This is a genomic window from Streptomyces sp. HUAS MS02 (assembly GCF_055702265.1).
The window spans coordinates 7,353,201-7,365,038 of the sequence record NZ_CM146747.1; the positions used below are offsets into that span (position 1 = coordinate 7,353,201).

Below are 11,838 nucleotides of genomic sequence, written 5' to 3' on the forward strand. Positions count from 1 at the left end.
TGACGAAAGGGGCTTGATCGTGGCGATCATCGACACCGAGGCCGCGTTGCACGAGGCGCACCGGGACAACCACACCCATCGGGACGTGAACGGAGGCTGGCTGCGGCCCGCCGTGTTCGGGGCGATGGACGGGCTCGTGTCCAACCTGGCGCTGATGACCGGTGTCGCCGGCGGAACGGCCGGGCGGGAGGCGGTCGTCGTCGCGGGGCTCGCGGGGCTCGCCGCCGGGGCCTTCTCCATGGCCGCGGGCGAGTACACCTCCGTGGCCTCGCAGCGGGAACTCGTCCAGGCCGAACTCGACGTCGAGCGGCGGGAGTTGCGCAAGCATCCCGAGGACGAGGAGAAGGAGCTCGCCGCGCTCTACGAGAGCCGGGGCGTCGAGGCCGGACTCGCCCGGGAGGTCGCGCGGCAGCTGTCGCACGATCCCGAGCAGGCGCTGGAGATCCACGCGCGCGAGGAGCTGGGTGTCGATCCCGGCGATCTGCCCTCGCCCGTCGTGGCCGCCGTGTCGAGTTTCGGCGCCTTCGCGGTGGGTGCCCTGCTGCCCGTGCTGCCCTATCTGTTCGGGGCGGACGCGCTGTGGCCCGCCGTGCTGGTGGCGCTCGTCGGGCTCTTCGGGTGCGGTGCGGTGGTGGCCAGGGTGACGGCCAGAACCTGGTGGTTCAGCGGGCTGCGGCAGCTGGCCCTCGGGGGTGCCGCGGCGGGTGTGACATACGCCCTGGGCACTCTGTTCGGGGCGGCCGTATGATGGATCAGCTGGCTACGTATGCGCGGGACCGCATAAGTAGTCGTTACCACGCGGTTTCGAATGCTTAACCGCTGGGCATGAGCCGTAAGCGCCGCGGGCAACGACGCCCGTCCAGCACCTGAAGCACCTGAACCACCTGGCGCAGTGGGCGACGACGCCTCACTGCGCCCCGGTCGACCGACAAAGATCTGTCCGGTCGGCTCCCCCTTGATCGCGTTCGATCACGCCACCGTGTGCGCCCACCACCTCCGCGCCGTGGCGTCCGCATGCTGGGACGAAGTATCCGCTTCCCGAGAATCGTTCCATCATGTAACCTGCACGAAATTTGCACTTACGCAGAGGGCCAGCGTCGTCCCTCGGCAATCGCATATGCCAGATGACGACGACGGGAGAGCCGATGCGTACGCCGCGCCAGCCGTCCCAGCACTCCACGAATGGCCAGAAGTGGTCGTTCATGGATGCTCGCCCTGCTGCGCAGGGTATGTACGACCCCCGCAACGAGCACGACGCCTGTGGCGTCGGCTTCGTGGCCACCCTCACCGGCGAGGCGAGCCATGCGCTGGTCGAGCAGGCGCTCACGGTTCTGCGCAACCTGGAGCATCGAGGGGCGACCGGTTCGGAGCCCGACTCGGGTGACGGCGCCGGCATCCTCTCCCAGGTTCCCGACGCGTTCTTCCGCGAGGTGGCCGGATTCGAGCTGCCCGAGGCCGGCTCGTACGCCGTCGGCATCGGCTTCCTGCCCGAGGAGGGCACCGAGGACGCCGTCGCCCGCATCGAGGCCATCGCCGCCGACGAGGGCCTGACCGTCCTCGGCTGGCGCGAGGTGCCCGTCGCCCCCGAGCTGCTCGGCGCCACGGCCCGCTCCACGATGCCCGCCTTCCGCCAGGTCTTCGTCACCGACGGCACCTCGAAGGACATCGACCTCGACCGCAAGACGTTCGTGCTGCGCAAGCGCGCCGAGCGCGAGGTCGACGTCTACTTCCCCTCGCTGTCCGCGCGGACCATCGTCTACAAGGGCATGCTGACCACCGGCCAGCTGGAGCCCTTCTTCCCGGACCTGTCCGACCGCCGCTTCGCCTCCGCGATCGCGCTCGTGCACTCCCGGTTCTCCACGAACACCTTCCCGTCGTGGCCGCTCGCCCACCCGTACCGCTTCGTCGCGCACAACGGCGAGATCAACACGGTCAAGGGCAACCGCAACTGGATGGTCGCCCGCGAGTCCCAGCTGGCCTCCGACCTGTTCGGCCCGCAGGACGAGCTCGACCGGATCTTCCCCATCTGTACGCCGGACGCCTCCGACTCGGCGTCCTTCGACGAGGTGCTGGAGCTGCTCCACCTCGGCGGCCGCTCCCTGCCGCACTCCGTGCTGATGATGATCCCGGAGGCGTGGGAGAACCACGACTCCATGGAGCCGGCCCGCCGCGCCTTCTACCAGTTCCACTCCACGCTGATGGAGCCCTGGGACGGCCCGGCCTGTGTCACCTTCACCGACGGCCGCCAGGTCGGCGCGGTCCTCGACCGCAACGGCCTGCGCCCCGGCCGCTACTGGGTCACCGACGACGGCCTGGTCGTCCTCGGCTCCGAGGTCGGCGTCCTCGACATCGACCCCGCCAAGGTCGTCCGCAAGGGCCGCCTGCAGCCGGGCAGGATGTTCCTCGTCGACACCGTCGAGCACCGCATCATCGAGGACGACGAGATCAAGGCCCAGCTCGCCGCGGAGAACCCGTACGCGGAGTGGCTGGAGGCCGGCGAGATCGAGCTGTCCGACCTGCCCGAGCGTGAGCACATCGTGCACACCCACGCCTCGGTCACCCGCCGCCAGCAGACCTTCGGCTACACCGAGGAGGAGCTGCGCGTCATCCTCGCGCCGATGGCCAAGGCCGGCGCCGAGCCCATCGGATCCATGGGCACCGACTCGCCGATCGCCGCGCTGTCCTCGCGCCCGCGCCTGCTCTTCGACTACTTCACCCAGCTGTTCGCGCAGGTCACCAACCCGCCGCTGGACGCCATCCGCGAGGAGCTCGTCACCTCGCTGCGCTCCTCGCTGGGCCCCGAGGGCAACATCCTGGAGCCGAGCGCCGCGTCGTGCCGCAGCGTCACCCTGCCCTTCCCGGTGATCGACAACGACGAGCTGGCCAAGCTCATCCACATCAACGCCGACGGCGACATGCCCGGCATGAAGGCCGCGACCCTCTCCGGCCTGTACCGGGTCTCCGGCGGCGGTGACGCCCTCGCCGCGCGCATCGAGGAGATCTGCGCCGAGGCCGACTCGGCCATCGAGAACGGTGCCCGGCTGATCGTCCTGTCGGACCGCCACTCGGACGCCGAGCACGCGCCGATCCCGTCGCTGCTGCTCACCGCGGCCGTCCACCACCACCTCATCCGCACCAAGCAGCGCACCCAGGTGGGCCTGCTGGTCGAGGCCGGCGACGTCCGCGAGGTCCACCACGTCGCCCTGCTCATCGGCTTCGGCGCCGCGGCCGTCAACCCGTACCTGGCGATGGAGTCCGTCGAGGACCTCGTCCGCGCCGGAACGTTCCTCTCCGGTATCGAGGCCGAGCAGGCGATCCGCAACCTGATCTACGCCCTCGGCAAGGGCGTCCTGAAGGTCATGTCCAAGATGGGCATCTCCACGGTCGCCTCCTACCGCGGCGCCCAGGTCTTCGAGGCCGTCGGTCTCGCGGACGAGTTCGTGGAGAAGTACTTCAACGGCACGGCCACCAAGATCGGCGGCGTCGGCATCGACGTCATCGCCAAGGAGGTCGCCGCCCGCCACGCCAAGGCGTACCCGGCCAGCGGCATCGCGCCCGCCCACCGCGCCCTGGACATCGGCGGCGAGTACCAGTGGCGCCGCGAGGGCGAGCCGCACCTGTTCGACCCGGACACGGTCTTCCGCCTCCAGCACTCCACCCGCACGCGCCGCTACGACATCTTCAAGCAGTACACGAGCCGCGTGAACGAGCAGTCCGAGCGTCTGATGACGCTGCGCGGCCTGTTCGGTTTCAAGGCGGGCGAAGGCCGCGCGCCGATCTCCGTCGACGAGGTCGAGCCGGTCTCCGAGATCGTCAAGCGCTTCTCGACCGGCGCCATGTCGTACGGCTCGATCTCCCGCGAGGCGCACGAGACGCTCGCCATCGCCATGAACCAGCTGGGCGGCAAGTCCAACACCGGTGAGGGCGGCGAGGACCCGGACCGGCTCTACGACCCGGCGCGGCGTTCGTCGATCAAGCAGGTCGCCTCCGGCCGCTTCGGTGTCACGAGCGAGTACCTCGTCAACGCGGACGACATCCAGATCAAGATGGCCCAGGGCGCCAAGCCCGGTGAGGGCGGTCAGCTGCCCGGCCACAAGGTGTACCCGTGGGTCGCCAAGACGCGTCACTCCACGCCGGGCGTGGGCCTCATCTCCCCGCCGCCGCACCACGACATCTACTCCATCGAGGACCTGGCCCAGCTGATCCACGACCTGAAGAACGCGAACCCGCAGGCGCGGATTCACGTCAAGCTGGTCTCCGAGGTCGGCGTCGGCACGGTCGCGGCGGGTGTCTCCAAGGCGCACGCGGACGTCGTCCTCATCTCCGGCCACGACGGCGGTACGGGCGCCTCGCCGCTCACCTCGCTGAAGCACGCGGGCGGCCCCTGGGAGCTCGGCCTCGCCGAGACCCAGCAGACGCTGCTGCTCAACGGCCTGCGCGACCGCATCGTCGTGCAGACCGACGGCCAGCTGAAGACCGGCCGTGACGTCGTCATCGCCGCGCTGCTCGGCGCCGAGGAGTTCGGTTTCGCGACCGCGCCGCTCGTCGTCTCCGGCTGCGTCATGATGCGCGTCTGCCACCTGGACACCTGCCCGGTCGGCATCGCCACGCAGAACCCGACGCTCCGCGACCGGTTCTCCGGCAAGGCCGAGTACGTCGTGAACTTCTTCGAGTTCATCGCCGAAGAGGTCCGCGAGATCCTCGCCGAGCTGGGCTTCCGCTCCATCGAGGAGGCCGTCGGCCACGCCGAGGCGCTCGACGTGACCCGCGCGGTCGACCACTGGAAGGCACAGGGCCTGGACCTGGCGCCGCTGTTCCACGTGCCCGAGCTGCCCGAGGGCGCCGTCCGCCACCAGCTGATCGAGCAGGACCACGGCCTGGAGAAGGCGCTCGACAACGAGCTGATCAAGCTCGCCGCCGACGCGCTGGCCGCCTCGGACGCCACCGACGCCCAGCCGGTCCGCGCCCAGGTCAAGGTCCGCAACATCAACCGCACCGTCGGCACGATGCTCGGCCACGAGGTGACGAAGAAGTTCGGCGGGGCAGGGCTCCCCGACGACACCATCGACATCACCTTCACCGGCTCGGCGGGCCAGTCCTTCGGCGCCTTCCTCCCGCGCGGCGTCACGCTGCGCCTGGAGGGCGACGCCAACGACTACGTCGGCAAGGGCCTCTCCGGCGGCCGCGTGATCGTCCGCCCGGACCGGGGCGCCGACCACCTCGCCGAGTACTCCACCATCGCGGGCAACACCATCGCCTACGGCGCGACCGGCGGCGAGCTGTTCCTCCGGGGCCGTACGGGCGAGCGGTTCTGCGTCCGCAACTCCGGTGCCCTGGTGGTCTCCGAGGGCGTGGGCGACCACGGCTGCGAGTACATGACCGGCGGCCACGCGGTCGTCCTCGGCGAGACGGGCCGCAACTTCGCGGCCGGTATGTCCGGCGGCATCGCGTACGTCATCGACCTGGACCCCGACAACGTCAACGTCGGCAACGTGGGCGCGATCGAGGCCCTCGACGACACCGACAGGCAGTGGCTGCACGACGTGGTGCGCCGCCACGCCGAGGAGACGGGGTCGACGGTCGCCGAGAAGCTGCTCGCCGACTGGGACGAGGCCGTGCAGCGCTTCAGCAAGATCATCCCCAGCACGTACAAGGCAGTGCTCGCCGCCAAGGCCGCCGCCGAGCAGGCCGGTCTCTCCGAGACCGAGATCACCGAGAAGATGATGGAGGCGGCGATCAATGGCTGACCCGAAGGGCTTCCTCAACCACGGGCGCGAGGTCGCCAAGTCCCGCCCCGTCGACGTACGGCTGAAGGACTGGAACGAGGTCTACGTCCCCGGTTCCCTGCTCCCGATCATCTCGAAGCAGGCGTCCCGCTGCATGGACTGCGGCATCCCGTTCTGCCACAACGGCTGTCCCCTCGGGAACCTCATCCCCGAGTGGAACGACTACGCCTACCGCGAGGACTGGGGCGCGGCTTCGGAGCGTCTGCACGCGACCAACAACTTCCCGGAGTTCACCGGTCGCCTCTGCCCGGCCCCGTGCGAGTCGGCCTGCGTGCTCGGTATCAACCAGCCGGCCGTCACCATCAAGAACGTCGAGGTCTCGATCATCGACAAGGCGTGGGACAGCGGCGATGTAGCGCCGCAGATCCCGGAGCGCCTGTCCGGCAAGACGGTCGCGGTCATCGGCTCGGGCCCGGCGGGTCTCGCGGCCGCCCAGCAGCTGACGCGGGCCGGTCACACGGTCGCCGTGTACGAGCGCGCGGACCGCGTCGGCGGTCTGCTCCGCTACGGCATCCCCGAGTTCAAGATGGAGAAGCGGCACATCAACCGCCGTATCGAGCAGATGCGCGCGGAGGGCACCCGCTTCCGTACGGGCATCGAGATCGGCCGCGACCTCAAGGCGACGGACCTGAAGAAGCGGTACGACGCCGTCGTCATCGCCGCGGGCGCCACCACCGCCCGTGACCTGCCGGTCCCCGGCCGCGAGCTGAACGGCATCCACCAGGCGATGGAGTACCTGCCGCTGGCCAACAAGGTGCAGGAGGGCGACTTCGTGGCGCCCCCCATCACGGCCGAGGGCAAGCACGTCGTCGTCATCGGCGGTGGCGACACCGGCGCGGACTGCGTGGGCACCGCCCACCGCCAGGGCGCGGCCTCGGTCACGCAGCTGGAGATCATGCCGAAGCCGGGCGAGGACCGTGCCCCGAACCAGCCGTGGCCGACCTTCCCGATGCTGTACAAGGTCACCTCCGCGCACGAGGAGGGCGGCGAGCGGGTCTACTCCGTCTCCACCACCCACTTCGAGGGCGACGAGGACGGCAACGTCCAGTGGCTGCACCTCGTGGAGGTCGAGTTCGTCGACGGCAAGCTGACGCAGAAGCCGGGCACGGAGCGCAAGATCCCCGCCCAGCTGGTGACGCTGGCGATGGGCTTCACCGGCACGGACCGCGAGAACGGTCTCGTGGACCAGTTCGGCCTGGACCTCGACGAGCGCGGCAACATCGCGCGTGACGCCGACTTCCAGACGAACGTGCCGGGTGTGTTCGTGGCGGGCGACGCGGGGCGCGGTCAGTCCCTCATCGTCTGGGCGATCGCCGAGGGCCGCTCGGCCGCGCGCGGCTGCGACCGCTTCCTCACGGGCGCGAGCGACCTGCCGGCCCCGATCCGCCCGACGGACCGCTCGCTGATGGTCTGATCCACCGGGTTCCTGACCTGCCGGGTCTTGCCCCGCCGGTCACTGATCCACCGGATCAACAGACGTCCCGTACAACGGCGTGCGGAACACAGACGGCGCCTGCCCACCAGTCCCCGACCGGACTACCGGGCAGGCGCCGTCGCATGTCCCGGGTGAGAGCCTCAGCCCGTCATCGCCGCCGCCTTCGCCACCGCCAGCACCACCAGCAGCGCCAGCACCCCCACGCACGCCCCCGCCTGCACCAGCACCCTCCGTCGGTCCCGGGGCGCGTACGCGAAGGCCAGGGCGGTCAGGCCGCCTGTGAGGAGGCCGCCGAGGTGGCCCTGCCAGGACGTCACGACCGCCGAGATGACCAGCCAGATCAGCAGGCCCGCCATGAAGCGGTTGATGCCCGCCGGGTCGGCGCCCAGGCGGCGGGCCAGGACGTAGTACGCCGTGCAGACGCCGAAGATCGCGCCGGAGGCGCCGACCGTGCTGCTGTCGGGGGCCAGGAGGAGGACCAGGACGGAGCCGCCGAGGGCGGAGAGGAGGTACAGGCTCAGATAGCGGGCGCGGCCCAGCTGGGCCTCCACCACACGGCCCACGTTCCACAGCGTGACCATGTTCATCACGATGTGCAGGATGCCGAACGTGCCCTCGGTGGGCGGGATGTGGAGGAAGGCGCCGGTGAGGAGGCGGTACCACTCGCCGTCGATCACGCCTTCGAGGTGGAAGTCGGCCGGGTAGGCGCTCTGCCAGACATAGTGCAGACCGTCTGGGCCGGCGAGGCCCCGGCCCAGCATCGCGAAGTCGTCGACGACCGTCGGGCGGAGCAGTTCGGCGACGTACGCGACGACGTTCAGGCCGATCAGGACGTACGTCACCAGCGGGACCGCCGAGATCCGGCCGCCGAAGGCCGTGCGGGCCTGGCGGACCGTTCTCGCGCCCTCCTTCACGCACTCCGGGCACTGGTGACCCACGGCCGCGTCGCGCATGCAGTCCGGGCAGATGAACCGCTCGCAGCGGGTGCAGCGGACGTAGGACTCCACGTTCGGGTGGCGGTAGCAGGTGGTGACGGCGGGCTCGGACGACGACGAGGACTCGGGTTCCACGGCCGGCTCCTTGTGGGTGCGGGACTGATGACGAGCCGGTGAGGACGGCGGCGAACAAAATAGCGAACCTGGGCGGGAGCCCGCTGCGGGGGAGTGCCTCAGCCTCGGGATCATCGCCGCGTGACGGGCTGGGGCGGAGCATGGCAGGGGGGCGGCGCATGGCCCTGTGTCGGCTCATCGCGGGCCGCCGTCCACCTCGTCTTCCGAAATCCATGGTCGAGGAGTACCCCGCGACATCACCGGCGGCGGTCACCACCAGGGGCAGTCAGCGCCACCGGGGATCGCTGAGGACCACGTCCCGGCATTCGTCGGGAGTGCCCCACGCGCTCCGCAGCGCGCGTGCCTTGGTCAGCCAGAGGGACAGGTCGTACTCCGCCGTGTAACCGATCGCGCCGTGCGCCTGGAGCGCCGTGCGCGCCGTCGCGTACGCCGCCTCGCACGCCGTCACCTTGGCCGCCGCCGCGTCCGCCGGGTCCAGGGTGACCGCCGCCCCGAAGACCAGCGGCCGCGCGAACTCCAGGGCCACCTCGGCGTCCGCCAGCCGGTGCTTCACCGCCTGGAACGACCCCACGGGCACACCGAACTGGGTGCGCTGCTTGACGTACGCCACCGTCCTGTCCAGCAGCGCCAGACCGACGCCGAGCGCCTGCGCGGCGACCGCGAGACGCGCCCAGACGAGGGCGTGGGCGAGCAGGGACGGGTCGGCGGCGAGGAGGTCGCCGCCGGGGGAGAGCGGGGTCAGGCGGCGGGCCGGGTCCAGGGAGCGGCGCACGGGGCCGTGGCCGGCGGCGAGGCGCAGTTCGCCCGTCTCCGGGGCGAGCGTCAGGCGGGTCGTCGCCGTGTCCCCGTCCAGCGCGTACGATCCCGGCGACGGCACCACCGTGGCCATCGCCTCGCCCGACACCAGTGCCGGGAGCAGGCGCTTGGCCGGGCCCGGGTCGTCCAGGCCCGCCAGGAGCACCGTCGCCGTCACCGTCTCCACGAGCGGGCCCGGAACCGCGTGCCGACCCAGCTCCACGAAGGCGACGGCCAGTTCGACGGGGAGCGGACCCACCCCCTCGTACGCCTCCGGCGCCGCCAGCGCGAACACGCCCGCGTCCCCGAGGCGCGCCCACACCGCACGCCCCGCCTCGTGCTCCCCGCGCCCCCAGGCCCGTACGACGGCGGGCGTGCCGGCGGCCGACAACATGGCGCCCAGCGACTCGGCGAACGCCCGCTGTTCGGTGTCCAGGAGGAAACGCATCCGGTGAGGCCTTTCGGGCGGGGCCACGCGTCGGCGGAGGCCCTCGGGGTCGGGGCCGCGCGTCCGACGGCCTTTGAGGCCGAGCCGCGCGTCCGGCGGGCCAGGGTGGGCCGCGCGTCGGCGGTGGCCTTTCGGGCGGGGACCACGCGTCGGTCGATGTCTTTGCAGGTCGAAGCCGTGCGGTCGGTTGTGGCCAATGGGCGGGGGCCCTTCGGGCGGGGGTCACCCCTCAGCGGACGGCTCTCGCCGTCGGGGTCACACATCGGGGGCGGCCTTTCAGGCGCGCTCCGCGCATCAGTGGCACCCCCTGCAGGAGGGCTCCGCATCAGCGGCGGCCCTTCGGCAGGCCGAGGAGGCGTTCGGCGATGATGTCGCGTTGGATCTCGTTGGTGCCGGCGTAGATCGGGCCGGCGAGGGAGAAGACGTACCCCTCGGACCAGTCGGTGTCCGCCGACTCGCCCTCCTCGCCGAGCAGGTCGAGCGCCGTCTCGTGCAGGGCGATGTCGTACTCGGACCAGAAGACCTTGTTCAGGCTGGCCTCGGGGCCGATCGGCGTGCCCTCCAGGAAGCGGGAGGCGGCCGCGTGGGTGAACAACTGGTAGGCGCGGGCGCCGATCAGCGCGTCGGCCACCGCCTCGCGGGCGGACGCCGGGCTGCCCCGGTCGTGCCAGAGGGCGAGCAGCCGGTGCGCGGAGGCCAGGAAGCGGCCCGGGGAGCGCAGCGTCAGACCGCGTTCGTTGCCGGCGGTGGACATCGCGATGCGCCAACCCTGGCCGGGCTCGCCGATGACGTCCTCGTCCGGCACGAACACGTCGTCGAGGAAGAGCTCGGCGAACGCGGGCCTGCCGTCGAGGCGTCCGATCGGGCGGACCGTCACCCCCGGGGCGCGCAGATCGAACATGAGATACGTCAGCCCCTGGTGAGGCCGGTCGGTGCCGGGCTCGCTGCGGAACAGGCCGAACGCCCGGTCCGCGAACGCCGCCCGTGACGACCAGGTCTTCTGCCCGGTCAGCAGCCAGCCCCCGTCCGCGCGCACGGCCCGGGAGCTGAGCGAGGCCAGGTCGGACCCGGCCCCGGGCTCCGACCAGGCCTGGGCCCACACCACCTCGCCGGAGGCCATCGGGGGCAGCACCCGCGCCCGTTGCTCCTCGGTGCCGTGGTCGAACAAGGTCGGGGCGAGGAGGTTGATCCCGTTCTGGCCGACCCGGCCCGGGGCGCCCGCCGCGTAGTACTCCTCCTCGAACAGCAGCCAGCGGAGCAGCCCCGCTTCGCGGCCACCGTACGCGGTCGGCCAGTTCACCACCGACCAGCGGTCGGCGAAGAGTTCGGCCTCCCACGCCCGATGGGCGGCGAAGCCCTCCTCGGTCTCCAGCGACGGGAGCGGCTCCGACGGGACATGGGCGCGCAGCCAGGCACGGGCCTCGGCGCGGAAGGCCTCGTCGGCGGGAGAACAAGCGAGGTCCATGGAGCACCGCTCCTTCCCTAACAAGTGTTTGGTAGGTTAGCGTGCCCGCATGAAGAACGTCGACCCTCCGACGTACCTCCCCGGCCACGGTCTGCTCGCCGGACGCACCGCCGTGATCACCGCCGCGGCCGGCGCGGGCATCGGCGGGGCCACCGCGCGACGCTTCCTGGAGGAGGGCGCGCGCGTACTGATCAGCGACGCCCACACGCGCAGACTCAAGGCGTACCGGGACGAGCTGGCCGAGGAGTTCGGAGCGGAGTCCGTCCGGGCGGTGCCGTGCGACGTGACCGACGAGGACCAGGTGCGGGCCCTGTTCGAGGCCGGCGCCCGGCTGCACGGACGGCTCGACATCGTCGTCAACAACGCGGGCCTCGGCGGCACCAGCGACCTCGTCGACATGACCGACGAGCAGTGGTCCAAGGTGCTGGACGTGACACTGAACGGCACGTTCCGCTGCACCCGGACCGCGCTGCGGCTGATGCGGGACCACGGCGGCGGCGTCATCGTCAACAACGCCTCCGTCGTCGGCTGGCGCGCCCAGGCCGGCCAGGCGCACTACGCCGCCGCCAAGGCGGGCGTCATGGCCCTGACCAGGTGCGCGGCGATCGAGGCGGCCGCGTACGGGGTCCGGGTCAACGCCGTCTCGCCCAGCCTTGCCATGCACCCGCACCTGGTGAAGGTCACCACCCCGGAACTGCTGGAGGAACTGACCGCCCGCGAGGCCCTCGGGCGGTACGCCGAACCCTGGGAGGTGGCCAACGTGATCGTGTTCCTCGCGTCCGGCTACTCCTCGTACCTGACGGGTGAGATCGTCTCCGTCAGCAACCAGCACCCGTGAG

7 protein-coding genes are annotated in these 11,838 nt (G+C 71.3%); 4 read left to right on the forward strand and 3 right to left on the reverse strand.

The features are described 5' to 3' along the window. Window positions 1-19: 19 nt before the first annotated feature. The 3 genes from ACZ9QC_RS31620 to ACZ9QC_RS31630 all read left to right on the forward strand — a co-directional run bounded on the left by ACZ9QC_RS31620 (window position 20) and on the right by ACZ9QC_RS31630 (window position 7,200). Window positions 20-748, forward strand: a complete 729-nt coding sequence (locus ACZ9QC_RS31620) for a VIT1/CCC1 transporter family protein (protein ID WP_472916218.1) — start codon at window positions 20-22, stop codon at window positions 746-748. 397 nt (window positions 749-1,145) lie between these two features. Continuing rightward, window positions 1,146-5,747 carry a glutamate synthase large subunit gene (gene gltB / locus ACZ9QC_RS31625; RefSeq protein WP_472921864.1) on the forward strand — a complete coding sequence of 1,534 codons (4,602 nt, stop codon included), beginning with the start codon at window positions 1,146-1,148 and terminating at the stop codon, window positions 5,745-5,747. Continuing rightward, window positions 5,740-7,200 carry a glutamate synthase subunit beta gene (locus ACZ9QC_RS31630; protein WP_472916219.1) on the forward strand — a complete coding sequence of 487 codons (1,461 nt, stop codon included), beginning with the start codon at window positions 5,740-5,742 and terminating at the stop codon, window positions 7,198-7,200. Before gltB ends, ACZ9QC_RS31630 begins: the two co-directional genes overlap by 8 nt. Before the next feature lie 161 nt (window positions 7,201-7,361). On the opposite strand, the gene ACZ9QC_RS31635 is transcribed toward ACZ9QC_RS31630, so the two are convergent. The 3 genes from ACZ9QC_RS31635 to ACZ9QC_RS31645 form a co-directional block, all read right to left on the reverse strand. Next, window positions 7,362-8,291, reverse strand: coding sequence for a rhomboid family intramembrane serine protease (locus ACZ9QC_RS31635; protein WP_472916220.1), 930 nt, complete (start codon window positions 8,289-8,291; stop codon window positions 7,362-7,364). A gap of 265 nt (window positions 8,292-8,556) precedes the next feature. Then, on the reverse strand, window positions 8,557-9,534 hold the full coding sequence (locus ACZ9QC_RS31640) for an acyl-CoA dehydrogenase family protein (RefSeq protein WP_472916221.1): 978 nt from the start codon (window positions 9,532-9,534) through the stop codon (window positions 8,557-8,559). A gap of 325 nt (window positions 9,535-9,859) precedes the next feature. Further along, entirely contained in the window at window positions 9,860-10,999 is a 1,140-nt protein-coding gene (locus ACZ9QC_RS31645) for an acyl-CoA dehydrogenase family protein (protein WP_472916222.1), read from the reverse strand. A 49-nt stretch (window positions 11,000-11,048) separates the two neighbouring features. Here ACZ9QC_RS31645 and ACZ9QC_RS31650 point away from each other — a divergent pair, with 49 nt between their 5' ends. Then, a complete protein-coding gene (locus tag ACZ9QC_RS31650) occupies window positions 11,049-11,837 on the forward strand; it encodes an SDR family oxidoreductase (protein ID WP_472916223.1) in 789 nt (262 codons plus the stop codon). Window position 11,838 lies beyond the last annotated feature (1 nt).

What these genes read in the sequence shown, in the direction of transcription:
- gltB (WP_472921864.1), top strand. Translation starts at nt 1,146, where the DNA reads ATGCGTACGCCGCGCCAGCCGTCCCAGCACTCCACGAATGGCCAGAAG.
- ACZ9QC_RS31630 (WP_472916219.1), top strand. Translation starts at nt 5,740, where the DNA reads ATGGCTGACCCGAAGGGCTTCCTCAACCACGGGCGCGAGGTCGCCAAG.
- ACZ9QC_RS31640 (WP_472916221.1), bottom strand. Translation starts at nt 9,534, where the DNA reads ATGCGTTTCCTCCTGGACACCGAACAGCGGGCGTTCGCCGAGTCGCTG.
- ACZ9QC_RS31645 (WP_472916222.1), bottom strand. Translation starts at nt 10,999, where the DNA reads ATGGACCTCGCTTGTTCTCCCGCCGACGAGGCCTTCCGCGCCGAGGCC.
- ACZ9QC_RS31650 (WP_472916223.1), top strand. Translation starts at nt 11,049, where the DNA reads ATGAAGAACGTCGACCCTCCGACGTACCTCCCCGGCCACGGTCTGCTC.